Source organism: Clostridium aceticum, from assembly GCF_001042715.1.
GTDB lineage: Bacteria > Bacillota > Clostridia > Peptostreptococcales > Natronincolaceae > Andreesenella > Andreesenella acetica.
In genome coordinates this window covers 1,347,837-1,373,943 of sequence record NZ_CP009687.1, presented here as the reverse complement: position 1 = coordinate 1,373,943, position 26,107 = coordinate 1,347,837, and the positions used below count along the sequence as shown (strand labels likewise).

23 protein-coding genes are annotated in these 26,107 nt (G+C 34.2%); 7 read left to right on the top strand and 16 right to left on the bottom strand.

Features of this window, described 5'->3' with window-relative positions:
• Positions 1–141: 141 nt before the first annotated feature.
• Positions 142–1,935 (bottom strand): cobaltochelatase CobT-related protein, encoded by a 1,794-nt coding sequence (locus CACET_RS06295; RefSeq protein WP_044823541.1) that lies wholly within the window; start codon positions 1,933–1,935, stop codon positions 142–144.
• A 12-nt stretch (positions 1,936–1,947) separates the two neighbouring features.
• On the bottom strand, positions 1,948–2,871 hold the full coding sequence (locus tag CACET_RS06290) for an AAA family ATPase (protein ID WP_044823540.1): 924 nt from the start codon (positions 2,869–2,871) through the stop codon (positions 1,948–1,950).
• Between the two features lie 636 nt (positions 2,872–3,507).
• On the opposite strand from CACET_RS06290, the gene CACET_RS06285 reads away from it, so the two are divergent.
• Positions 3,508–4,869, top strand: coding sequence for an MATE family efflux transporter (locus tag CACET_RS06285; protein WP_044823539.1), 1,362 nt, complete (start codon positions 3,508–3,510; stop codon positions 4,867–4,869).
• An 89-nt stretch (positions 4,870–4,958) separates the two neighbouring features.
• On the opposite strand, the gene CACET_RS06280 is transcribed toward CACET_RS06285, so the two are convergent.
• The 7 genes from CACET_RS06280 to CACET_RS06250 form a co-directional block, all read right to left on the bottom strand.
• On the bottom strand, positions 4,959–5,825 hold the full coding sequence (locus tag CACET_RS06280) for an AraC family transcriptional regulator (protein ID WP_044823538.1): 867 nt from the start codon (positions 5,823–5,825) through the stop codon (positions 4,959–4,961).
• Positions 5,826–5,838: 13 nt separating this feature from the next.
• On the bottom strand, positions 5,839–6,306 hold the full coding sequence (locus CACET_RS06275) for an SAM-dependent methyltransferase (protein ID WP_242846879.1): 468 nt from the start codon (positions 6,304–6,306) through the stop codon (positions 5,839–5,841).
• A gap of 169 nt (positions 6,307–6,475) precedes the next feature.
• Positions 6,476–7,636: an ArsA family ATPase gene (locus CACET_RS06270; RefSeq protein WP_044823537.1), complete on the bottom strand. Its 1,161-nt coding sequence runs from the start codon at positions 7,634–7,636 to the stop codon at positions 6,476–6,478.
• Between the two features lie 15 nt (positions 7,637–7,651).
• Complete coding sequence (locus CACET_RS06265; RefSeq protein ID WP_044823536.1) at positions 7,652–7,873, bottom strand: hypothetical protein; 222 nt, start codon at positions 7,871–7,873, stop codon at positions 7,652–7,654.
• Positions 7,866–9,056, bottom strand: coding sequence for an ArsA family ATPase (locus CACET_RS06260; protein WP_044823535.1), 1,191 nt, complete (start codon positions 9,054–9,056; stop codon positions 7,866–7,868). The genes CACET_RS06265 and CACET_RS06260 overlap by 8 nt, the downstream gene beginning before the upstream one ends.
• Positions 9,057–9,136: 80 nt before the next feature.
• Positions 9,137–9,637 (bottom strand): MarR family winged helix-turn-helix transcriptional regulator, encoded by a 501-nt coding sequence (locus CACET_RS06255; protein WP_044823534.1) that lies wholly within the window; start codon positions 9,635–9,637, stop codon positions 9,137–9,139.
• A 147-nt stretch (positions 9,638–9,784) separates the two neighbouring features.
• Entirely contained in the window at positions 9,785–10,741 is a 957-nt protein-coding gene (locus tag CACET_RS06250) for a DMT family transporter (protein WP_044823533.1), read from the bottom strand.
• A gap of 123 nt (positions 10,742–10,864) precedes the next feature.
• Between CACET_RS06250 and pdxR the strand changes: the two genes are divergently transcribed.
• Complete coding sequence (pdxR, locus tag CACET_RS06245) at positions 10,865–12,274, top strand: MocR-like pyridoxine biosynthesis transcription factor PdxR (protein WP_044823532.1); 1,410 nt, start codon at positions 10,865–10,867, stop codon at positions 12,272–12,274.
• A 50-nt stretch (positions 12,275–12,324) separates the two neighbouring features.
• Here pdxR and CACET_RS06240 read toward each other — a convergent pair whose 3' ends face one another.
• Positions 12,325–12,918, bottom strand: a complete 594-nt coding sequence (locus CACET_RS06240) for a 5' nucleotidase, NT5C type (protein ID WP_044823531.1) — start codon at positions 12,916–12,918, stop codon at positions 12,325–12,327.
• A 493-nt stretch (positions 12,919–13,411) separates the two neighbouring features.
• Here CACET_RS06240 and CACET_RS06235 point away from each other — a divergent pair, with 493 nt between their 5' ends.
• The 4 genes from CACET_RS06235 to pstB all read left to right on the top strand — a co-directional run bounded on the left by CACET_RS06235 (position 13,412) and on the right by pstB (position 17,506).
• Complete coding sequence (locus CACET_RS06235; protein WP_052661239.1) at positions 13,412–14,602, top strand: phosphate ABC transporter substrate-binding protein PstS family protein; 1,191 nt, start codon at positions 13,412–13,414, stop codon at positions 14,600–14,602.
• Positions 14,603–14,720: 118 nt separating this feature from the next.
• Positions 14,721–15,749 (top strand): phosphate ABC transporter permease subunit PstC, encoded by a 1,029-nt coding sequence (pstC, locus tag CACET_RS06230; protein WP_044823530.1) that lies wholly within the window; start codon positions 14,721–14,723, stop codon positions 15,747–15,749.
• Positions 15,742–16,686, top strand: coding sequence for a phosphate ABC transporter permease PstA (pstA, locus tag CACET_RS06225; RefSeq protein ID WP_052661238.1), 945 nt, complete (start codon positions 15,742–15,744; stop codon positions 16,684–16,686). Before pstC ends, pstA begins: the two co-directional genes overlap by 8 nt.
• A gap of 1 nt (position 16,687) precedes the next feature.
• A complete protein-coding gene (pstB, locus tag CACET_RS06220; RefSeq protein ID WP_082058106.1) occupies positions 16,688–17,506 on the top strand; it encodes a phosphate ABC transporter ATP-binding protein PstB in 819 nt (272 codons plus the stop codon).
• A gap of 738 nt (positions 17,507–18,244) precedes the next feature.
• Here pstB and CACET_RS20380 read toward each other — a convergent pair.
• A complete protein-coding gene (locus CACET_RS20380) occupies positions 18,245–18,385 on the bottom strand; it encodes a hypothetical protein (RefSeq protein ID WP_158385981.1) in 141 nt (46 codons plus the stop codon).
• Between the two features lie 478 nt (positions 18,386–18,863).
• Here CACET_RS20380 and CACET_RS06210 point away from each other — a divergent pair, with 478 nt between their 5' ends.
• Positions 18,864–20,120, top strand: coding sequence for an IS110 family RNA-guided transposase (locus CACET_RS06210; protein WP_044823528.1), 1,257 nt, complete (start codon positions 18,864–18,866; stop codon positions 20,118–20,120).
• Positions 20,121–20,479: 359 nt separating this feature from the next.
• Here the strand turns inward: CACET_RS06210 and CACET_RS20680 are convergent, their stop codons facing one another.
• The 5 genes from CACET_RS20680 to CACET_RS19380 all read right to left on the bottom strand — a co-directional run bounded on the left by CACET_RS20680 (position 20,480) and on the right by CACET_RS19380 (position 25,739).
• Entirely contained in the window at positions 20,480–20,623 is a 144-nt protein-coding gene (locus tag CACET_RS20680) for a hypothetical protein (protein WP_169750044.1), read from the bottom strand.
• A gap of 121 nt (positions 20,624–20,744) precedes the next feature.
• Positions 20,745–21,134: a HEPN domain-containing protein gene (locus tag CACET_RS06205; RefSeq protein WP_044823527.1), complete on the bottom strand. Its 390-nt coding sequence runs from the start codon at positions 21,132–21,134 to the stop codon at positions 20,745–20,747.
• A complete protein-coding gene (locus tag CACET_RS06200; RefSeq protein WP_044823526.1) occupies positions 21,127–21,435 on the bottom strand; it encodes a nucleotidyltransferase domain-containing protein in 309 nt (102 codons plus the stop codon). The genes CACET_RS06205 and CACET_RS06200 overlap by 8 nt, the downstream gene beginning before the upstream one ends.
• Positions 21,436–21,901: 466 nt before the next feature.
• On the bottom strand, positions 21,902–22,222 hold the full coding sequence (locus CACET_RS06195; protein ID WP_044823525.1) for a hypothetical protein: 321 nt from the start codon (positions 22,220–22,222) through the stop codon (positions 21,902–21,904).
• Between the two features lie 340 nt (positions 22,223–22,562).
• Positions 22,563–25,739: an HD domain-containing phosphohydrolase gene (locus CACET_RS19380; protein ID WP_052661237.1), complete on the bottom strand. Its 3,177-nt coding sequence runs from the start codon at positions 25,737–25,739 to the stop codon at positions 22,563–22,565.
• Positions 25,740–26,107: the final 368 nt, after the last annotated feature.

The following is a 26,107-nucleotide window of genomic DNA, read 5'->3' as shown; positions in this document are numbered from 1 at the left end:
AGCGCTGGTAAACCAATTCTACCCCAACCTGTTAAGGAAGTAAATAAATTTTGGCCCAAAATCTCTTGCAGGGTTCACGGCAAACAAAGAAAAGAGCCTATCTTTTCCTTGATTTTAAAAATCAGTTTAAGACAGCTCTTTTTAATAGTTTTCTATAATTCTTTTTAAATAGGTTCCCACTATGTCGGAAAATTTCTCTATATTTCTAGTATATACAAAATCTTTCCCATAAATTAGTTTTTCCGCCTGAAGTTCCTCTTCTTTTCCTGTAAATACACCAAAAAGTAAAATGCCATTTTTTCTAGCCTTTCTTACCTCAAGTGCTGTATCTTTTATTGCCGTCATTCCTTTATAGAATGCTTCTCCTCTTATGGTTCTTATATTATCGTTTGAAATTTTTACATCATTGGGTTTTCCATCACTTAAAACGATTAGTATTTTATTTTCTTCACTTCTATTTAACAAACCTTGAGATACCGCCTGAATGGCCAGCCCATCTCTATTGTTTCCAGCAGAAAAGTATTCAAATATATTTTGATTTTCACTTCGTGGAGAAGTATAGTCTCTAAATCTTCTAAGAATGGTATAGTCTAAAAAATTACAAAAGCTCATTACTCTATTTGGAATTCCTGCGAGGGTTAATGCCTCTGATATAATATATCCTTGAGAAGCCACTTTTCCTTGTCGTGCTATTTGAGAACCACTTGCATCTAGTAAAATATCTACCACATATCCACCTTTTTGATTGTCTATTACTTTTGTAAATACTTTTGGTTTTTCACTTCTTCCAATTCTCCAAAGTTTATTTACAGCCAATACCCCATTATCAGAAGGAACGATTGTCTTTTCTTGCTCTGCTGTTAATGTTTTTATGATTACTTCTTTTAGCTTTATAATGTTTCTTTTATGCACTTTTATATTGTCTCTAAACTCAGACAAGTTTTTTTCCTTTTGCCTTGTCACATATTTTATTTGAAATTTATTATCGGTGGGAGATCGTAGAACCCCTTCTGTAAAATGAACTCTACACCCTTCATGTACATTTCTACAGACTTTTTTCTCAATTTTCTTTTGCTCTTCTTTTGTAACAAAGGATTTACCATGATAATGTTCTATTTTTTTATAAATTTTCTCCACCATTTCTTGATCGATGGATAGAACTCTGTTTTCATTTGGATTGGTAGGAACCTCCTGCTTTAAGTCTCCTATCGACTCTATTAAAAGAGAAGATTGCATTCCATCTACTACATCTGAGATGGCAGTATCTTCTTCATATAATTCTTCATACATAAAAGAAGTGAAGCTTTGCTCTTTTGTAGATTCTTCTTTATACCCTTCTTCTAATTCATTTTCTTCTTCCATTTCATATAAAAAAGTTTGATTTTCTAACATCTCTTTGAAATGTGCAAGATATAAAGCATCTATATTTTCTAAAAGTGCTAAAGTATCCTCTACATCTTTACACTTTTTTATATCTGAAAGTAACTTTTTTACTTTTATATCAAAACTCGCATGCTTTCCCATTTGTTCTAATACAAGGGCATACTTTACTTTTTCCATAAAAGTGTTTAGTTTTATTTTAAAATACCGCTCAAGTAGATCGTCTAGTCCTTTCTTCCTTATATCTTCTATTCCAGGTCTTTCCTTTATAAGCTTTTCCTCAACCATTACGTCAGCACACATCTCCACAAGAGGAACAATCAAGTCTTGATCTGCCCCTTTTTGTATTCTGTGTTTTAAATATTTTTTTATCATATTCCAGTCTATGTATTTTCTTCTAGCGCCTGCCTTAGCAGCATAATACACAGCTAAATCTTTAGAGGTCTTTGTAAACTTTTCTAATTCATCTAACTCCTGATCATAATCTCCACATATGGTCCACATGAGATTTGTAAGCCTATTTTCAAAGTCATATTCTCCATATATCCAATTCATAATATTCCCCCATTAACTAGATGGAAAAACATCTTTTGCTTCCCACTTTTCCGGTATTCTAGTTCTTATTACATCCTCTACAATTTCTTTTTCAAACTGATCAAAGGTTTTCCCTGTTACGCCCATATTTATTGCAAGTCTAGGCTTAAGCCCTCGCTTTACGGTTTTAATACTGGCTATTATTCCTCTTAAATCCACAGCTTTTGTAGATATTTCAGAGTTCTGTGCTTTTGTTTGAAGATCTAAAAATATTCCTGCAAACTGGTTTAATTTATCTTCATAAGCATCTTGAAACTCTAATTTTAGTATGGTCATTAGTTTTTCTTCTTCTACTTGTGGTATGTCTACTACCATAAACCTGGAAACCAATGCTTCATTTAATTCTTTCGTTCCTGCATACTCATAATTCATTGTTCCAATAAATCTTGTTGCCTCATGAAGCTTAATTTTTTCATAGCCTGGAACATCTATGATCTTTCTATAGTCTAGTGCCGAGTGCAATACAACAATGGCATCATTTTTTGCCATATTAATTTCATCAAATACACCAAATCCCCCATAGGTTGCACATTCATAAACTGCACCTCTTCTTAACCTTACCTCATTGTCTATAAAAGTATCGGTTCCTATAAGGCTCGAACTGTCTGTATTGACATGAAAAGATACATTCCATTGAGGTCTTGCAAATATAGCACATAAGTTGTCTGAAAGGACATTTTTTCCTGTTGCTTTTGGTCCTGAGAGCAAGATATTTTCTCCTTCTAAAATTGCAGCAATACACATCGACCATATTTCTTTTCCATAAAAGAAATTTCTTGGATCAGGAATTCTATCCTTTACCGTTTCGTCTATCTGATAATACTTTCTGAAATAAAGTACATCTTGTATCAACTTTTCTTCTATCCCGTGTTTTCTTAAAAAATCAAATATATCCATAGCAGTCCACCCTTTATATTTGTTAATTTTTTGCTTATCTCTAGTACTTTTAAAGCCACTTTACATTTTCAAAATCAAAAAAACATTTTACTTACTTCCTATTTTAAAAAATGCATTTTTTTAAGAAACCCATCTAAAATTAATAGCTAAGGCAAATTCATAAAAGAATTCTTTCTATCTTTTATTGGAGTTTATAGAAATACAACATACAGTATCATCACTTAATTTACTTACCTAACAATGTTCTTATTAATATTATTACCACTATTGTTAGGGGTTGAAACTTATTTATATTACTCAAAAAATATTCCATCTGTAGTGTTTTTTTATCTATATATAGTATATCATACTCTAGTTACAGAATACATCAGTGATAATTGTTGTCATTATTATTTAGTATTATTTTAATTGATAAGATTTTATGGATTGTCGATGTTAACACAAATGATAAATTGATATTCTTTACTTAATTATTAAATGCAAGGTCTATCCTAATTTAAAACAAAATAATTTTAGAAAGAATAATTTGTTTGCAGTGTAATTATCCTTGGATAAAAACAATTCTAGAAAAAAAACAAGAAATTATGTACAATAGAAAAGCGGGCTTTTTAATGATAAAAGAAAAGAGGTACGTTTATGGTTATAGAAGATATAAAGGATATACAATTTTATAAAACTTTATTGGCTATTGCTCTCCCAATTGCACTACAAAATCTTATTTCTTCCTCTCTCAACTTGGTGGATACTATAATGATCGGAAAAGTAGGAGAGATAGAAATTGCAGCAGTAGGTCTAGCCAATCAGTTCTTTTTCATATTTGTTCTTCTTCTATTTGGAATCAATAGCGGCTCATCTATTTTTATTTCTCAATTTTGGGGTAAAAAGGATGTAGCAAATATAAGAAGAGTTTTGGGAATTGCTTTAGTATTTGGCGGAATTATTAGTCTTATTTTTGCAGGTTTTGCTTTATTCCTACCACAAATGGTTTTAAAGTTTTTTACAAAAGATGTACAGACAATTGCATTAGGCAGCACTTATTTATCTGTAGTATCTTTAAGCTATTTGGCTACTGCCGTAAGCTTCTCCTATTCTTTTGGTGCTAGAAGTATTGGTGAAGCTAAGCTTCCCATGATTATCAGTAGTATTTCTTTAGTTGCAAATACTATTTTAAACTATTTATTTATATTTGGTATGGGTTTCATTCCTCCGATGGGGGTAAAGGGAGCGGCCTTTGCTACATTATTATCTAGAATTATAGAAATGTTTTTACTTCTATGGATTATTTACTATAAAGAACATCCATTAGCTGGGAAAGTAAAAGAGATGCTGGATCTATCTAAGAGTTTTCTTAGAAATTTTTTCAAAACTACGTCTCCGGTTATTTTAAATGAAGGTTTTTGGTCACTAGGGATGACCATGTATTTGGCAGCCTATGCAAGAATCAGTACTGAGGCGGTTGCAGCAGTTCATATTTCCAGCACAGTACAAAATCTTTTTATGGTGATTGCCTTTGGTATCGCCAATGCTTGTACCATCATGATTGGAAATGAAATTGGTGCTAATCATCAGGAGAAGGCCATATCCTATGCTAAAAAGTTTTCCATTTTAGGGGTGCTCATTGGATTATTCATCGGAATTACTTTATTCCTGTCAACCCCCTTTATAGTATCTTTCTTCAATATTTCAGATGTAGTACGTCACAGTGCAATTCAAATTTTGACGGTCTTCTCTGTAGTAATGAGTGCCAAGGTCTTTAATGCTATATTAGTTGTTGGTATTCTTAGAGGCGGTGGAGACACAAAGTTTTCTTTATTTTTAGAAATGGGAAGTGTGTGGCTAATTGGTGTACCTCTAGCCTTTTTAGGAGCTTTAGTATTGAAGCTGCCAGTGTATTGGGTGGTAGCTCTAGTATCTCTCGAGGAAATCGTCAAGGCCCTTATTGGTATCCCAAGAGTAATCTCTAAAAAATGGGTCCGCAATATTATTGAAGAGATGTAGCAAAACTTTTTTTCAAGAATTAAAGTCCATATATATGACTGAAAGCCGCACAAAGTGCGGCTTTTAAACTATGCTTGTTTCTTTATGCACTACTTGTTCTCAGTTGGAATATAAATCTCACTAACAGAGTTTTCATTATATGGTCCCAAATACTGGTCACCATAATACTCAAAATTAAAATTACCTGGTAATTTATATGCAGTTGCTGGTAACCACTCTTCATATATGTATCGGTAGGTGTGTCCTACTTGATTGGCTAATCCTTTATGTCTAAATTTCAGGTAGGTTTGAGCCGGAATGGTTTTAGCTGTCAATTGAATAGGGATGAATTCAAGTTTTTCAACTGCTACTGCTACATAAAAATATATGCTGTCATTATCTTGATCTGGGAACCAAAATTGCATCTGATAAAATTCCAAGGGTTCTTTCACATTTGGAATAACAGAAAGATTTTGTGTTAATAAAGACCAATGCTCCGTCAAATCATTCCCCATGGATAAATCATAGTAAAAGGGGATTCCCACCAGCTTTATTTCATCCAAAAACACAACTTCTGGTTCTTTATCTAAGGCATGTTCAAATTCTTTAAATTTATTTTCAGTTATCGGTTGAAGTAGCAATTGTCTATTAATAGTACCTTCTTTGCGAACTTCCGAAGGGTTTTTATGAAGAATTTTGTAAAAAGCTCTTGTATAAGCTTCTGAACTTCCAAAACCGTATTCAAGTGCTAAATCAATAATACGCATATCCGTTTCAATAAGTTCTGCAACCGATTCAGTAATTTTTCTAGCCAATATATATGATTTTGGTGAATAACCCGTGATAGATTTAAACAACCTACAATAGTAATAGAAAGAAAAACCTAGTTCCTTAGATACATCTAAAACAGATAGCTTTGATTTGAGGTTATTTTCTATTATTTGTATAGATGATAAAATAAGCTCTCTATTATTCATACTAGGTTTCTCCTTAGAAATTAAAATAATTACTCCAATCAAAATCAGCGGAATCTTCAATGCAACTCGGTAAACCCTCACACCACTCCGGTAAAGCTGCCTCCCTTACTACATCAGAGCATGGATAATATGGCTTAATATCAAGAATTGGTGTTCCATCCTCTGCATCAATATAGGAAGTATATATGATTCCTTGATCATAATCAATACCTTTAACGTCAATAATGCTCATACAAATTGGATTGGGCCTAAGTGGTGATCTAGTTGCAAATATTCCTATGTTATCCGGGCCTTTCTTATATGGCTTTTCTACGGTGGTAATTTTACGGCATTCAAGATTATCCACCTGATCTGCCCACCAAAGGACAAGCAAGTGACTAAATCCATTTATCCCTGTCAGTGCTTCTTTATAGGTTTCATCAATCTTAATTTCAAAGCTATGCTTGTTATTAATTTTACCTATTAATTTTAATTCCATCATAAACTGCCTCCTTCATTAATTAATTGATACAGTTATATTATAGAATATTACCCAAAGCTATACTTGATTGAATTTGCTTATAATAAATGAAAATTTGATATTATTTGCTTAGTTGTTAAAGTGCATCCTCAGTTTGTAAAGTAAAGTTCTTATATTTCATATAGAGTATTTATAAAAAATAGATATTTAGCTTACCTTCATGGTATTGTGCAGAGATTATTTCTTTCGATTGGAGTTTCGTTGGTAGTATAAAGCTTCTTCTCTCATTCTTAACGGATATAGTGACCTCATCACCTTTTTGAGAAAGTTTTAATTCCCTTTTATCAACAAAAGGCATATTTATCGCTAGCTTATACCCTTTATCCTCCTTTTCAACTGTAAATATTTTATCTTGAAAAAGAACATTTTCTGGGTTGACATCTCCATAAATTTTATCTCCAACCCTTTTAAGCATTTCATATTTTCTCAGTTCATTATCCATTAATTGTAATTTAAAAACTGGAATTCCTTTAAAACTATCACAAAGATCCTCTATACTTTCTTTTTGGATATCCGCCCAACTTTTAAAATATCCCTCGAGAGAATCTTTTGAAAAAATCTTGTTTATGATTATTGCATCAACATTATAATCAAACAGGTGAAGATATGAAAAACTTCTCTTTGCCTCTTTGACTACTATTTTTTCTGGCGTGGTAACGATTCTTATGCTGACTATATCCTTATCTAGCATAAGATTGTGAAGCTCATTGATCTTAGAATATAGTCTTTCAATATCATCAAAAGCAGCATCTGTAGGCAGGGGTATTTTCATCGTTGCTTCAATTATAGGTTTTGTTAGCTTTGCACCTTTTCTTTTAATGGGGAAAATTTTTTCCATCCACCATTTAAACAAATCTGGAAACTTCAACAACGACATAGTTTCTCCTGTAGGTGCACAATCGACTATTAGCACATCGTATTTTCCTTCATCATATATGTCCTTAACTTTTATTAATGCCAACAATTCTTCAAAACCTGGAAATACTAATAATTCTTCACTTTCTATCGTTTTTTCTGACTTTATGGTCATTAGATTTTCAAAGTAGGCTTTTAAGTTTCCCCAAGCTTTTTCATTTTCTAATATAGCGTCTATTTCCATGGCATACAGATTTTTATCTATTTCCAAAGGATGGTTATACAATTTCATATCAAATGAATCTCCTAGACTATGGGCTTGGTCTGTACTTACTACCAATACCTTCTTACCTTCATTAGCTATTTTGCAAGCTGTAGCTGCAGCTATACTTGTTTTTCCGACTCCGCCTTTTCCTGTATATAATATTATCCTCATATAATCCCCTCCCATCTACTTAGTAAAATCTATATCAACTCTTTTAATTGACCCCTTACTTTCTTTTTTTTCCACGTCATCCTTCATCATTTCAAATACAACATCCTTTAACAGATTGAGTGCATCCTTTTCAAATTCTTCTAAGTTTTTTCTTAAATCATTTGGTAATATTTCCTTTAGAGCTTCATATTTATATTTTTCAGCCTTTATCATCTTTTTAAGAAATTTTTTATTCATTACAAACACCTTCTTCTCCCTCAAAATCAATGCTTAGTACGCCATTATTTAGTTTTGCAGAAGCGATTGAATATTTTTTGATTATGTGGGGTATGGGGATATTTCTTTTAAAATTCCCTATTTTCACTATAATGTCTGTACCTGATTCAAAAAGATCAAAATCCTTTTTATCAGCAAATGGTACATATATATCAAGGCGATATCCCTTTTCTGTTTTTTCAAAGGTCTCATTTACTGTTGTTTTCAAAACCTTGAATATATTTATATCTTCTAAGGAATCCCTCATAATCCGCTCTAAAGCATGAATTCCGTTTATATCTACTTCATACCACTTTATTTTATAGATTGGTATATTGGAAAAGGTTGCGTTTATTTCATCTAAATAACTTTTTTGAATCTGCTTCCATTGATCAAAAAAGCTATTATCGATCTCCTCTGGTATTATTCTGTTAATATATACTCCGTCAACATTAAAGTTGTATAGGTTTAAATACATATAGCTTCTCTTACTTTCCTCCACCACCATTTTTTCTGGTATTGTAACAAGCCTTACACTACAGACCTCTCTATCCTTTAACAGACTTTGCAATTTTCCAAGCTTGACATATAGTTTTTCAATATCATTCAACGCTTTTCCATCAGGCATTTCTAACTTAAACGCTAGTTTGGAAACAGGCCTTAGTATTTTCATAGCAACTTTGCCAATTGGAAATAACTTTTCCATATACCATGAAAAAAGTTCCGGGAATTTTAATAAGGAAAGAGTTTCACCAGTAGGTGCACAATCGACTATTATTAAGTCATAAATTTTTTCATCATATAATTCCTTAATCTTAAGTAGCGAAAATAATTCTTCAATACCTGGAAAAACCACCATATCCTCCAGCACTTCTTGATCCTCTTCACTTCCATGAGGAATCATCTTTTTAAAAGCTTCAGCAATATTTCCATAATGCTTAGTCATCTCATAATTCGAATCAATTTCTAAAGCCCAAAGATTGCTTAATATCCTTACAGGTTCTTCTTTTATTTCCTTCATAAATATATCACTTAAGTTATGTGCCATATCTGTACTTACTATTAATGTTTTTTTACCTTCTTTGGCAGCTTTAACTGCATGAGCTGCTGATATAGTTGTTTTTCCTACGCCACCCTTACCTGTAAAAATTATGATCCTTCCCATAATACCCCTCCTTTAATTCTTTTTATGAATAGTTCTTTCATAGAAGTATTCTTTTAAAAAAATAACTTAGTTTGCCTAAGCTATTCTATAAAAATTCGTTTCACTTTCTTCACTGAACTTTCTTCATCCTTTGTGGGATATTTCTCCTGCTTTAGTGCAGAAAAAATCTTATTAACTATATTTATAGCCATAACCTTTTCCTCTTCTGTTAATGCTTTCAAGACTTTTTCAACATAATGTTCTATTATCTTTTTTTCACGGTCTATAAATTCACTGGCTTTGCTGGTTAAAACAATATTTACAACTCTCCTGTCTTCTTCATCTCTTTTTCTTTCCACCATCAGCTTCTTCTCTAATCTACCTACCACACCAGTTGTTGTATTTAGAGGAGCACAGATGTATTCTGATATCTCAGTCATGTTTGCACTTTTCTTCCTGTAAAGAAATATAAGCACCAGTAGTTCGTTTTTGGAGTAATCTAAAAATGCACTACTCCATTGATCTGGAAAAAATAAAAGTTTTATCTCATCCATATAATCAAAAATTATTGACTCAAAGTTGACCCCTTCATTATGTTTCATAAAAAATCTCCTCAAAATAGTTCTATGTCTGAAGTATATTTTAATTCTATAACAGAAGTTTTTTTCTGTCAATAGAAGCTTATAATTTTTTTTAAAGTAACGCTTTTATCAAAAATACACATAAGTAATCTCCTAAATTCTTATACTTTATTTGTTATAAATAGGTGAAGCGGCAACTGCTTTTTCTTCTTTAGGACCTTGCTTTCTTCCAATCAGTAACATACTGAGGATAATCAAAAATCCTCCGCCCCATTGGGCATAGCTTATCGTTTCTTTCAAAAGAACCAGCGACAGGAGCATGGAGGTCAAAGGAATCATTCCTGAAAAAGCGGCAGCCGTATAAACATCGCAGCGTTTGATACCTGCATAGAAAAACACAAAGGCCAAAGCTGTTACAATCAAGCCGTACCACACCAAAGCAAACCATTCCTTCAGCCCGATCATTTGTAACGCTGCGAAAGACTGTTCCCCAAAAGCTGGTATGATGGATAAGGCAAAAGCGATTGCGGATACCAACAAGGTTTGTACCATCGGATGAATTTGTATATCTGTATCATACTGTTTCTTGGCTCTGTGTCTTCTTGAAATGATGTTAAAGATAGACTCACTTGCCGCAGCACAGAGAATAAGCACATTTCCTCCAATATGTTGTGTAGAGAACTGAACAGAAGACAGGTTAACTTTTTGTAATAGAACAATGCCCAAAACGCTACAGATAATGCCAAGTGTCGCCCAACCTGTAAGTTTTTCTCTAAGAACAAAGAAGGCTAGAATAGATGTAATCGCAGGCGTGGTTCCGGTTAGGATTCCCGCCTCCACGGTACTTGTTAAGCCCACTCCCAACAGCAGGAATGTACGGAATAAAAAGATTCCAAAGAGGGCTTGCAATATCAGCATTTTCCAATCATTTTTTTTGAGCAGGTGGATTGTGGTTACTGTTTTCCTATAATAGAATGGCGATAAGCACAACAGCATAATTCCTAAACTGACGGCGGTTACTGTAAAATTCCTTAACTTTTCTGAAAGGATATATCCTGTAATTACCGAAGTTCCCGCCAAAGAAAAAGCAAGTAACAGATATATTTTCCCCTTAATATTTTTCATTTACTGATCTCCTTCCATGGTATTGTAATAAATCTAATATTTGCTATAATTATATCGTGGAAACTGGATTGTTTTAAGTGCCACTTTGGCTATATTTTCAGAGAGCCAGTTAAAGGAGGAACTATGTGGGGAATTGAATTACAAAAGAAGAGTAAAATCAGTCTAGCACGCCAGATTTTTTTATCACTAAAACAGCGTATCCTCACGGGAGAGATTGCCCAAGGGGAAGAGCTTCCCTCCACACGAGAATTGGCAAAGGGCTTAGGTGTTTCTCGCAATACCGTTTGTGATGCGTATGATATGCTTTTGACGGAGGGTTTTATTGTCAGTCGGCAGGGGGCGCTATCCCGCGTTGCAGAAGGGTTACATATTGTACAAAAAGAAGTTGTGTCTCTAAAGGAACATAAAAAAGAACATGTTCCTGTTCGATGGGATTTCAAAACAGGTCAGCCGGATTTATCTCTCTTCCCATGGCCGCTATGGAGTCAAATGATTCGTCATGCAACCAACACTCTGTCTGCCCAACAATTGGAGTACAGTGGTCCTAAAGGCTATGAGCCTTTGTGTCAAGAAATTGCCCATTGGCTCATGCGCAATAGGAGTATCGATGTAAACCCAGAAGATATATTCATTACATCAGGTGCGACACAGGCGTTTCATTTACTCGTGGATATTCTTTACAAAGAGGACTATGCTTTCGCCTTGGAAAACCCCTCTCACCCGGGAATCCACACAGTACTTCAGGATAGAGGGCATCTATTGCAATGGATGCCGGTGGACCAGCAAGGTGCAAACATTTCATGTATTAGAGACAAAGACATTTCTGCAGTTTATGTTACCCCTTCCCATCAGTTTCCGTTGGGTGGTATTTTACCTGCCACACGTCGTGCCGCATTGATACGCCTTGCATCTGAAAAAGATTTTTATGTCATTGAAGACGATTATGACAGCGAATTCCGCTATTCCGGTGCTCCTGTCAGCCCTATCTATTCCATGGATTCTTCGCGGGTAGTTTATGTGGGAACTTTCAGCAAAACACTTTTCCCTTCTCTTCGGATAGGGTTCACGATACTGCCCAAGCCTTTGCAAGCCAAGTGGAAACATTACAGAAATTTTATGGATGTACAAAACCCTGTTTTAGAACAAGTTGCTCTGACTGAATTCCTGCGCAAACGAAAGATGGATAAACATATTCAGCATATGCGGCGAATATATGCTGAAAAACGAAATGTCCTATTGAATGCCGTAGAACATTCCTTTTGCAATGCTGTACAGTTTTGGGGAGATGCCTCAGGCTTACATGTGGCACTTCAATTTCCGGGGATGGAATTCACAAAGGAATTTATGTTAAGTTGCCAAAATGCAGGTATAAGAATACAAGCTGTATCACAGTATTGCTCTGTACAAAATAATCATACAGATAAACTCCTGATGGGCTATGGACATTTAAACAATACACAGATTCGTAAGGGAGTTAAGGCCCTATTTCAATTGATTGCAGAAAATAGCAGTCAAGGTTTAGCGTTGAAATGATTTCATTGTCAATAACCCCGTCCCCTTGACATATTGCAAAGCCTTTCCTTTTATGTGGCAATTTTTGCGTAATGATACGTTTGCTGTGCATATCCTTCAATAAAGTCCTTTATTTCTAACCAATTCATAACCCGAGTTATCCCTGAAGATAAAGGTCCTTTATTATAATAACAGTCGATCAATAGTACTTTGAACCCATATTCTGCAAGCTGTACTGCATTTTCATATCGATCCTCGATGAAAACATCACATGCCAATTCCTGAGCTTTGGCAACTTTGTCATGTTTACCTAACAAGGATAAAGTATCCAATGGTACACCATGCTGAGATAGCCACTTTTCAGTAACATCTTTCATCTTTTTTTGTCTAGCTGTGACAAAGTGAATTTCATGTTTTTCATACAGCTTAGTTAGAACTTCCTTAACGCCCCTCCTTATTTTTGCTTCTTCATGAATTACCTCTCCATATAAGTTGTAGAATTCATCATAGATTTCACTCTTAATTCCTAATACTTTATGAATATCGTAAACTTTTACATCTTTAGGTGTGACTTTAGTATTAAAATAATCATTTGCTCGGGGAATCCAGTCATAAGCTTCTGTAATCGTTCCATCAATATCAATACATAAACTTAATTTTTTCACCACATATTCCTCCTCTGTCTTTTCTATACTTGATTTAATGAAAATATAATTATCAGTAACATCTATTGAGAGGATATCTTAAGAGAAAAACAGTTTCTTCACGCTTATTTTCTATTATTTTCATTGTCTATTACAGAATATCAGCTTATAGGGGTTTTAAAATTATGAAACTGTAAAGTATTTGTTAAAAAGGGATTAAAAAAACTCACTTCTTTTGAAACTACAAATTCACATTGAGTCCTAACATTTTTTTGATTCAGGATGAGAATTTTTCAAGTAACCAATGCAAAATTATTATTTTATAAAAATAAGAACGCTTATCATAACGCAAAGTTAACAGAATTTTTTAAAACTTTACATAGTTTTAAAATGGAATTAATGTTTATATTTGGTAAATGGTGTATATTTTGAATAGGTATTTCTATTAGGAGAAAACCAACAGTAAACGAAGAGCTTTAAAAAACAAAATCAAATAATTTAAAGGAGGATTTACATGATGAATCTAAGAAAAGCACTACCAATATTAATACTAGTTTTAGTATTAATAGCAAGCATGACCACGACCGCCATGGCTTCACAAAATGTTAGGATAGTAATTGATGGCAGCAACATCAAATCAGATGTCGCTCCAGTAATTGAAAATGGTCGTACATTAGTACCAGCTAAAGTAATATTTGAAAATCTGGGTGCTAAAGTAAATTGGAATGCCAACAAAAAAGAGGTTACAGTTACAACTGCTGCAACGGATGTAAGTCTTGTGATTGACTCTAAGACTGCAAAAATTGATGGTAAAAATGTTACATTAGATGTTCCAGCTAGAATCATAAATGGTAGAACCTTTATACCATTGAAGTTTATTGCTGATGCTGTAGGAGCAAAGGTTAGCTGGAATGCAGGTACTAGTACTGTAGACATTAAGTATTTTACAGATATGCAAGGGACTGTAAAAATAGGTGGTTCTACTACACTACAACCTATCTCCCAAGCAGCAGCTGATGTATTGATGAAAAAAAATCCAGGAAAATTATCTGTAACAGTAACAGGTGGTGGCTCAGGCAATGGGGTTAAAGGTGGTGCAAGTGGTGAGTATAATATCGGAAATGTTTCTAGAGAAATTAAAGACGCTGAAAAAACAGAATACCGTGATCTACAAGATTTTCAAATTGGTAGTGATGGAATAGCAATAATAATACATAAAAATAATAGTGTAAAGAACCTTACTAAACAACAAGTTTTCGATATTTTTACTGGTAAGATTAAAAACTGGAGTGAAGTAGGTGGAAGTAATGCACCAATTTTTGTCCAAACCCGTGAAGCTGGCTCTGGTACATTGGGGGCATTTGTTGAATTAGCATTAGATCCTATTCAAAAGGATCAACAAGTAGTTGTAACTGCCACTCCACACAGCTCTAACCCAGGAGTAAAGCAAGCAGTTGCAAAAGAGGTAAATGCTATTGGATTCCTTTCATTTGGTCATATTGATAATAGTATTAAAACACTATCTATTGATGGAGTGGAACCTACTGTTGCAAATGCACTTAACAAGAAATATCCAATTGTCCGTCCTCTAGTTGTTTGTACTAAAGGAAGACCAAGCGGTGCTACTGCAAAACTCATTGATTTCTTTACTTCTCCTGAAGGCAAGAAAATAATAGATAAGGAAGATTTTATTAGTTTACCATAATCGTAATATCCGGACTACTGATAAAGAAAAATTTAGTTAATATTAACCACCAGGGACTGATAAAACAATGTAGTATCATTATTGTCCGTGGTGGTTTCATACTTGTGGGGGTGAAAATTTGGAAAAGATACAGCAATATGATGTTAGCGAATCTTATCATTACGGAAGAAAAGCAAGAGCCTACAAAATCAATAGAATTAAAGAAAAGATATGTGAGAAACTAATTCTCTTATTTACTATGCTTAGTGCAACAATGATCATTTTTATTTTTACTTTTATTCTTCAAAAATCATGGAATGTATTTATGGTTAATGGCATTGGATTTCTAACGCAATCTGGTTTTGACCAACAAATTATAACTGCCTTTAATTCATTGGCTAGCGAGCGTTATTGGGAATTTGGATTGCGTAATCTAGTAGTAGGTACATTAACCACTACCTTGGGAGCATTATGTATTGCAGTTCCTATGGGGGTAGGTACAGCTATTGTAATTAGCGAAATGTTAAAGGGATGGCAGAAAACCTTTATGATATCAGTAGTACGATTACTGGCTGCTATTCCTTCGGTTATTTTCGGATTCATTGGGCTCATGTTAGTAGTTCCTTATATCCGAGATACATTTATTACTGTCGATATGCAAATTGATTATTTAGAGTACTTCCAACTCAGTGGTAGAAGTATGCTTGCGGGTATCTTGGTACTAGCTTTTATGATTATACCAATCATTGTTGCCCTTTCAGTAGATGCAATCAATGCAGTGCCTAGAAAATATAGGGAGGCTGCTTTATCCCTTGGTTTATCAAACTGGAGAACTCTTATAAAGGTTGTGTTGCCAACAGCAAAATCTGGTATAATCGCAGGTATTATACTAGGAACTGGGAGAGGAATTGGAGAAGCCATTGCTTTATCTATGGTCAGTGGGAGCATAGGAGTATTGCCTAATCCTACCCATGGGGGTGTATTCTTTTTGACACCGGTACTCCCTTTAGCATCAGCGATTGTAAATAAATCAGAGGCTATATCAGTGCCCAGTATTGAATCAGCATTATTTGGGTGTGGTGTGGTGCTTCTAATTACAACTACACTACTTAGTGTTTCAGCAAGAACTGTAGAAAAAATCGTGCGAAGGAGGCAGGGACTTGTTTAGTAAGGGAGATGCTAAAGACTATTTTCAACAAAGCTTTGTTTGGTTATCAGCAATTATTGTAGTTGGAGGTTGCTTTGGGATTATTTTATTTTTATTTGTAAATGGTTATAGGACAATTAGCTTTGAATTTTTAACAACAGATCCAGGAGCTACTGCTGTAGACATATCTAGAGCAGGGGGAATCTTGACACCAATGGTAGGAACCTTTATTGTTACAATCTTTGGATCACTATTGGCTTTACCATGGGCACTAGCAACAGCCATTTATTTATCAGAATATGCAAAGACCAGCCCAATAAACTATTACTTTAAAATAGCTATTGATATTCTGGCAGGAATACCAACAATTGTAATTGCCATATTTGGTGTTGCGGTGTTTACTATCCCATCCTTAGGTTTCTTAAGTTCAATGGTGGAGGGAGTTCAAGGTGTAACAAGAGCCTTTGGTAAATCATTTTTTGTTTGTAGTATAGCCATGGCAATTATGATACTTCCTTTTGTTATAAAGACATGCGAAGAGGCTATAAAATCTGTTCCTAAATCCTATAGAGAGGCTTCTTTAGCTCTTGGAACTACGAAATGGGATACGATTATGAATGTGGTATTACCCTCCTCAGTAAATGGCATAATAACAGCAGTCATTTTAGGTATGGGAAGAATCATTGGTGATACTGCCATCGTATGGCTATTACTAGGTGGGACACTTCGTATGACTGGAAATCAACCATGGTGGCAGATGCAAAACTGGATGAGTACCCTTAAAAATACAGGGTCAACTTTAACAACTTATATTTATTTTAACTCTCCTGCTGGGGAAGGAGATATGCCTGAACTGGCTTATGCTGCGGCAATTGTATTGATTGTAATTATTGTACTATTAAATGCCTTAACAGCTTTTATTGGTAAAAGAAATATGACATTGAAGGAGGAGGATTAGCATGGGGGAAGCATCACTAAATACAGTCAAGAATCCTTCAAAAAAAGAGGTTCATCCCGAAAATTATGATTCTATTATTTCTATTCAGCAATACAATGCCTGGTACGGAAATAACCAGGCACTTTATAATGTAAATATGAACATTAAAAAAAATGCTATCACAGCATTTATCGGACCATCAGGATGTGGTAAAACCACTCTACTTCGTTCAATTAATAGAATGAATGATATCATCAGTAGTTTCAAATTCACTGGCAGAATAACCATGAATGATATGGACTTAACCTCTAATAAAGCAGACTTATTGGAGATTAGAAGAAAAATAGGCATGGTTTTTCAGGAACCAAATCCATTTCCAATGTCTGTATATGAAAATATGAAATTGCCGATTCTAGAAAACATGAAGAATATAGGTAAGACCAAAATAGAAAGCATCGTTGCTCAAAAACTTCAGGATGCTGTCCTTTATGATGAGGTGATGGAAAGACTCCATAAATCAGCTTTAAAACTATCAGGAGGGCAACAACAAAGACTATGTATTGCTAGAGCTCTTACGATTGATCCTGATGTTATACTATTTGATGAACCTTGCTCTGCCCTAGACCCAATTGCTACTTTTAAAATTGAAGACCTACTTATGGTGTTAAAACAAAAATATACAATTGTCATTGTTACACATAATATGGAGCAGGCTCGTAGAATTGCAGATGAAGTAGCTTTCTTCTATAAAGGAGAGGTAATAGAAAAGGGTCCAAGTAAAAAAATATTCACAGCACCTGATACAGAACTTTTAGAGTGGTATTTAGCTGGAAGGTTTTAATTGAAGAATCCATTTTATAAAACAACAAAAATTATTATAGAAAAACTTATTTGTTTAATTAAAATTAACAAAGGGAGGCAGCTTATCTTAAATAGCCTCCCTCAATATATCCCTATTTGACTTTTTTTCTAGCAGATCTTACCAAACAAAGCGTCCCCATAACGCTAAGTCATTTTTTCACCAATTTGTTTAGTATTCTACTTTTCCTTTAGCCTAAAAGGAACAGTCCTTATAGCTGAAATGATAGTAATCATTGTAAACACTCCTATATCCACTATTATCAGATATTCAAATATAAGTGAAATAATCGAATAGATTATAAAAATAATAGTGGCAATACAAAAGACCCTAAGATGTTTGTATGCAAAAGCCCTTCGTTCCTCCCTTGTCGCTTCTTGAGCCTCTTTATAGGTTACGTAGTTTATATAGTAGACCCTCTCTGTTTTATAAATCATCAAAAATAAGCTGATAATATACAAATGTATAAAGTAAAAGCAAAAGAATGTTACTACCTTTGAACTAAGATTTAAATTTAGCCTTATTTGTAGTACACTAAATAAGCCCGTAATCACTAATAATGAAAGAATCCAACCAACCAATAGTTTATAGGATTTTTCCAAATTCTTGTTATCTTTATTCTGTTGCAACTTGCTAGTCTCCTCTCAACTTATTTTTCCCGAGCCAGGGGGACGTTTAGCCAGTCCGAGCCAGGGGGACGTTTTGTTTGACTTGTCTCTATTAAGCTTTTTCTATGATGTTTCTAGCAATGCCCAATACCCTTTCAAGTTGCCTAATGCTGGCTCCTGTTTCATTTTTTATTCTGCTTAAAACGTTATTTCTTGTTTTTATCTCCATCATTGGTAATTTTTCTATCTCCATGATTTCTAAAATTATTTGTCTTAAATTATCATCAGTATATCTTTTCTTCTCCGCATAATCTAAGCATTTATCGTAATTTTTGGGGTTGTTAAATTCTATAAAACTTTCGGTATTGATAAAGTATCCTTTAAGAATATCCTTATCTGCTATAGTGTTTTTATTAATTAAATAATCATTATAACCTCCATTCCGCCGCTACCGCTGGCGGCACAAATAGTAATGAAAAAATGGTGCGCGGCTTTCACCAATTTGTTATTATTCTTTTAAGAGAGAAGATATACTACAAAGCACGGCGGGGTGAGTCGTAGATTACTCCTCAGTTCAAAACAGTATTATAACCAGTGTAAGAGCCATCTTTCAAGCACAGATAAGTGGTTCTATTAGACCGCACGCTAATAATTGTTTTAATTCTTACGTTAAATGTGCGATGGTTCAGTCAATGTCTTCCTCCATATTAATTATAAAAGGAGGCTATGCCGTGAAAGTTGTTTACCCTATCTGTTGTGGCGTCGATGTGCATAAGACTTTTCTCGTTGCCACACTCATTACTTCTCAAGGAATAACTCCCTATTATTCCAAGAAAAGATTCTCCACCTTTAACAACTCCATTCTTCAATTCAAGCAGTGGTTGATTGATAACAACTGCTATGATGTGTGCATGGAATCTACTGGAAAGTATTGGGTTCCTGTCTACAATCTTTTGGAAGATACTATCCGTATCACTATTGCCAACCCCAAATGGGTGAAGGCTGTAAAAGGTAACAAGGATGATAAAAAAGATTCTAAGTGGATTGGTGATCTTTTTCGCCTTGGTTTAGTCCCTGGGAGTTTTATTCCTGATAAACCAATACGTATTCTTCGTGAATACACTCGCTATCGGTCTAAACTTGTTTCTTGTAGAAGCAGTGAAAAGAACCGTTTTCAGAATGCGTTCACTGTTTGCAATGTAGCCATTGATGCTGTCGTTTCTGACATGTTTGGCAAATCTGCCACTTCTATCACGGACTATCTCATTTCCTCTGATACTTTCGATCCAGAATACTGTACTTCTCTTCTTCAAAAATCATTAAAGAAAAAAGCAGATACTGTAGTTGAATCTATTGAAGGATATCAAATGACTCAGGCTCAAAAAGAGCGTATGCTTATGGTTCGTTCCCATCTTGACTACGTAGCTAATTCCATCGCTGAACTGGATGAAAGGCTTGACAAGTTGGTTGAACCTTATGAAGATGTCATTAACCTTCTCTGTACCATCCCCGGAGTTAACAGAGCATCTGCAATCACCATTATCTCCGAGATAGGTACAGATATGTCTCAATTTACCAACTCCAAGCGTTTGTGCTGCTGGGCGGGCCTAACGCCTGGCAATAATGAATCTGCTGGTAAGAAGAAATCTGTCCGCATTACACGTGCCGGTGTATACCTCAAACCTGCATTGGTACAAGTTGCCCATGCAGCCGTGAAATCCGACAAGGCTCCTTACTACAAAATCAAGTACGAACGCATTTCTAAAAGGAGAGGTAAAAAAAGAGCAATTATTGCTATCGCAAGGATGATACTCACAGCCATCTACAATATGTTTGTTACTGGCGAAGTATGGAATCCAAGCGACCTGTATAAAATTGATATGCCACATGAAATGGTGGAAAAACAAAAGCTCAAAGCTGTTAAGCAAGCAGCAAAACTTCTAATTTCTCTTGGCCTAATAAAAGAAGGTGATATTTCTGTGGCTTAAATTAAAGCTTTATTTTTTGAGGTCTTAAAAGACCTTTATTAAGCGTGCCCTTTTTTACTTTGAGCTACGTTATTTTTCACGCTAACTACTCCATCTATAATCCTTAATATTCTTGACAATACCTGCTTTTAAAGGATTTTGGTATATATATCTTGTAACTGTCAGCAGGTGGTTATCATTGTTAACAGGCTCACTTTGATGCCTGTTTTGGAATAAATGGTCTGTTCTTCCATGTGTACTATTATGATATTAGCATATCCCACGGCAATTCTTGTAATAAAATTCCCTATTTCCTCTTTACCCCTTTTAAAAGCATGTGTACATGATTAGTCATTAAGCAATATGCCAATAAAGAAACTTCACTTTATTTCTTTAGCTAATTCAATATAATGCAAAAATTTTTTACGATTATTTTGTGTCAAAAATATATCTCTTTTATCTATCCCTTTAAGCATTATATGATATATCCCTATTTCACTTTTTTCTCTAACATATCTTGGCATTTTTACCACCTCGATTAATTCTAACAGGGGAGTATTGATAAGTATTGATAAGTCTTGATAAGTCTTGATAAGTCAAACAAAGCGTCCCCATGACTTCAGTTGCTGCGGTACTAGTCATGCATTATATTTCTATTAATCTATCAACATACTTAATTATAGATTTTGTGATGCTTAAACATTCCTCTACCTCTTCTTTTGAAACTATCATAGGGTCCTCAGCAGGATACCTTGTTTCAATATAAAAAGTATTTATAAAGGCACAATCTTTTACATAATCTTTAAAGTTTTTATCATAGTCCGATGCTTTTTTACAGAGTTTTACTAAACTATGTCCCTCTTGCAAAACTCCAGTTTGAGCAATTAAATATCCTTTTAAGTATTTTTCTATTGCTTGCTGACAATGAAAACATACAATACCTAGATCAGCATCATGTTTATAAAGTATTTCGGCACTATTTAAGTCCTTAAGAGCCATCTTAAACCAATCAATATATCTTTTTGTATCAACCACTTATACTCACTCCTGTTCTTAATATAACATTGGCAAATGTAGAATGATCATTCTTATATTTTTCCCATTCATCTAGAGTATAAATAACTATATCGATATCTATATCTATATCTATTTTCAGAAGAATTTCTTGCATCAATTTCCTCTTGTTATTTGTATTTACGACAATGCAGAGATCTATATCGCTTTTTTTAGAAACAACTCCCTTGGCATAAGAACCAAATAATATTATGTCTTCTGCCTGAAGAATACTATTTATTTGATTTCTAATTTTCTCTATTTCTTTGTAATCAACAGTCATCTAAATACACCTCAGCTACCAATTTGAAAATTATCAAAGTTTTTATATCTATATTATAACTCTATATTGATTGCATCTGACAAAAATTAGAAAAATATTTTCAGCCTCTATCTCTCTAAAACTTCTTTAGTATTCATTTTTCTCCATTGACTTCATGAGTCTAAAGTAGACATACAGTTAATTAACTATACAGAAAGATTCTTCAAAGTCATTTTTGCTCCAGTTTGCTTAGTATTCTACTTTTCTTTTAGCCTAAAAGGAACAGTCCTTTTATATTGATTTTGAAAAAGGTGTCTATTCTTCCATTTTTATTCTATCATGTGCCTAAACAGATAACAAGTAAAGCGTCACCTAGCATCTTGTTCTTTTGAATTAGGTCTGTTATTTTCTTCTTATTCTTATTTAGTTCTTCATCAGTCTTTACAGTTATATAAGTCAGAGGGACATTTTATTTGACTTGTCTCTATTAAGCTTTTTGTATGATGTTTCTACCAATGCCCAATACCCTTTCAAGTTGCCTAATGCTGGCTCCTGTTTCATTTTTTATTCTGCTTAAAAAGTTATTTCTTCTTTTTATCTCCATCAGTGGTAATTTTTCTATCTCCATGATTTCTAAAATTATTTGTCTTAAATTATCATCAGTATATCTTTTCTTCTCCTCATAATCTAAACATTTATCGTAATTTTGGGGGTTGTTAAATTCTATAAAACTTTCGGTATTAATAAAGTATCCTTTAAGAATATCCTTATCTATAATAGTATCTATGATAGTATTTTTATTAATCAAATAATCATTATCACCTCTATCTATAATCCTTAATATTCTTGATAATACCTGCTTTTAGAGGATTTTGGTATATATATCTTGTAACTGTCAGCAGGTGGTTATCATTGTTAACAGGCTCATTTTGATACTTGTTTTGGAATAAATGGCCTGTTCTTCCATGTGTACTATTATGATATTAGCATATCCCACGGCAATTCTTCTAATAAAATTCCCTATTTCCTCTTTACCCCTTTTAAAAGCATGTGTACATGATTAGTCATTAAGCAATATGCCAATGAAGAAACTTCACTTTTCAACGGTTTTTTTGCCTTTTTAGAGAAAGGTCGCATACGGGAACATGTTAATCGGTGTTCCCATTCCTGTATTCGGGCAATACCTGTTCTACGAATACCTCTACAAGCTCAGGATCAAACTGTGTCCCTGCATTCTTTTTCAGTTCTGCAACTGCATCTTCGTTTGACATAGCAGGGCGATAACTTCTATCACTGGTCATAGCATCATAAGCATCCGCGAGGGCACAAATTCTAGATGGCAGAGGAATTGAACCTCCTTTTAGGCCTTTTGGATAGCCTTTACCATCCCACCTCTCATGATGGTATAGCACGTGCTCAGCCATCTCAGACATGTCATTCACTGCGCTTAAAACCCGATAACCAATTTCAGCATGTCGACAGATTTCTTTGTATTCACTTTCTGTCAACTTATCTGGTTTGTTCAAGATATCATCAGCAATAGCAATTTTACCAATATCATGAAATAGACCTAATGCTTTTAATCTATTTATGTCATATTCCCCCATTTTTAAAGCATCTCCAATAGCAATACATAGCTGCGATACTCTTTCAGAGTGAGCTTTTTCTCTGGGACTTTTTGCATTAATCGTTGTGATAATATTATCAATAACTCTTCCTCTGACACTCGGACTTTCAAAAAGTTTATTATTGTACATGTAATCTTCGGCTTTCTTAAGTACCAAAGCTAATGATTCAGTAGAATCTATCTTGGTTTCGCAGCCAAATGAGATAGAAATTTCTATGTCTCTTACCTGTTCCTTTTTAAGGTTTGTCTGCAGTCTTTTAATGAGTTCCTTAGCTTCTGAAGCATCCGTTTTTGGTAACAGGACAGCAATTTCATCCCCTCCGACTCTTGCGACAATGTCATCCGCTCTAAAACTGTCTTTCAGGATTTTTGTCGCTTTCACCAGGAGCTCATCGCCTACAGAATGTCCGAAGGTATCATTTATCAGCTTCAAACCATTCACATCTCCCATGATAATACTAATGGGCAGATTTCTTTCGGTGTCAATCCTTTCCATCTCCACCTCAAAAAATCTTCGGTTATACAACCTTGTCAAATGGTCATGGAAACTCAGATATTTGATTTCATCCTGGCTCCTTTTCTTCTCAGTAAAGTCCCTGAATACCAAAACCACTCCACGAATATTGCCACTCTCATCTTTAATTGGCGCGGCACTGTCCTCAATTGGTCTTTCTGTGCCATCCTTTGAAATCAGCATGGTATGGTTAGCCATTTCAACAGTCTCTCCTGTTTCAAGTACTCTTTTCACAGGATTTTCACACGGCTCACGAGTAAATTCATTCATGATATAAAACACTTCTTCTATGGGTTTACCAACGGCTTCTTCTTGTGTCCAGCCAGTAAGTTGCTCTGAAACCTTGTTCATAATTAGTACATTACCTTTAATATCTGTCGAAATTACTCCATCACCTATAGAGATCAAAGTAGTTTTAAACTTCTCCTTCTCATTAAACAAATTAAATTCCATTTCTTTTAATTCCGTAATGTTTATATGTGTTCCAACTGTTAGGTTTGATAAGTTTCCATCAGTATTCTTAAGTGTCTGACCTCTCGACCATATCCAAAGCCAACTTCCATTAGCATGTTTCATACGGTAATAGTTTTCATACATCCCCACTGATCCATTCTTTAAGTATTCCATGAATATTGAAAATGCCTTGTCTCGATCATCCGGATGCAACAATTCCACCCATACTTCATTAATATTAGCTGTTCCGTCCATTATATAGTCTGACACATTTCGACCAAGCATTTCAAAATATTCTTTAGTACACCAGAGATACTTTTTTTTGTTACTATATTCCCAGACCCCTGTATTAGATACCGAAATAACTGAACGATATCTTGATTCGCTCGCTAGTAAAGATTCCTCTGTCCGCTTGCGCTCGGTGATGTCGCGGACTATGGCTAACACGCTGTTTTCAGTGCTGTAAACTATTCTGCTTTCGAAATATTCGATTTCATCCCCTATAGTCAGGCTGTACTCATATACTTGAGTCTCACCTGTTTTTAGTACAATATCCAGTTTTTCAAGAGTAATAGCAGCTAATTCAACAGGCAAAACTTCCGTTACGTGCTTATGGAGAAATCCTTCTTCCGATACCAAAATCTTATCCAAATTGCTGTTGTGAAAATCCATAAAAAAGCCCTCGTTATTAAATACAAACAGCAAGTCTGGTATTCCCTCCAGCAAGGCATGGTTTCGGGATTCACTTTCTTTAAGAATATCCTCAGTAATCAGCAAATCCTTATTTTTTTCTTCTAATGATCTAACAGCTTTTATTATATTAAACAGGACGACAATAATAATTATTGTTAATAATACTAACGCTATTATCCGAAGATTTGTTCTTGTTCTATAACTACCTAAAAATTCCTCAATATCTGTTTGAACAGATACAAATAGTAAGTGTTCTCCTACAAAAGAAAAACTCCTTATTTTTTCGGCTTCATCTATAAAACTTTTATTTCTATCGGAAAAAGGTTTGCCTCTTTCTATAACAGGGCTTAATCTTTCAACAGGAATTGAAATATCAAGTTCTAATTCATTTTCATCATAGATGCCGCTATATATAATGCCATTATAATCTGCCATAAATAGTAAAGATTTTTTTCCTATATTTAATTCCTGAAAAATATCAGTAAAGTAATATGGATTTAATGAAGCAAGTAAAACACCTTCAAATTCTCCATTTTCATTTTCTAAGCGCAGACTAATCGGAATATACCATTTTCCCGTTACTCTTCCTAATAGTGGTCTGTTCATTTTAATAGACAAATCTTCATTAGCTTTATGATAAATAAAAAAATCTCTATCTCCACTGTATGTTGGTATGAATTCTTTTTGATTTGTTACCTTTACATTTCCATCAGAGTCTATTATAGATATAAGATTAAACAAATCGGGTCTTGACACAACTATATTTTCTAAAATTTTCTGTATTTCTTCAACATTTGCTCTGTATTCATAATTTCTTAGTGAAAAAAACTGACTCTCTACATGCCACAATACACCCGATACATGTTTTTCCAAAACTAATGTAAGATTCTCATTATTATTAATAGCATTTTTAAACTCGGTTTCTTTTTCATTCCGAATGGCCACTATAGTCATAACCCATGTTACTAGAAGAATAGCTATTACAAAAATAATAAAACTTCTTACAATAGTTTTGCTAAGAATCAATTTCTTTTTCACCGCTACTCCTCCATTCTAAATGAGTATTCCTGGACTGATTATACCGGGCTAGCCCAAAGTATTTCACTTTACGTTACTTTCTTTTCGTCAGTGTTTCTTTTGTACCGACCATCTTCCAACTTCTCTGTGTCTTTAGATATATACCCCGCCTAGACGAGATACACCAAGAATTTTCCCTTACCAGCATAAGACTTGTACTCGGCGTTCAGTTAGGTCCTATTTTTCAGTGGCTTCTTTTGTTGTTTTGTAATCCATGGACCCACTTTCTTCATTAAATAATACATGCTATATATTATAATCGTCAAATCCAACAAAAACAATTAAAACTGGTATTTCTTATAGCTGCGAGCTCTACACCTATGAAAAGT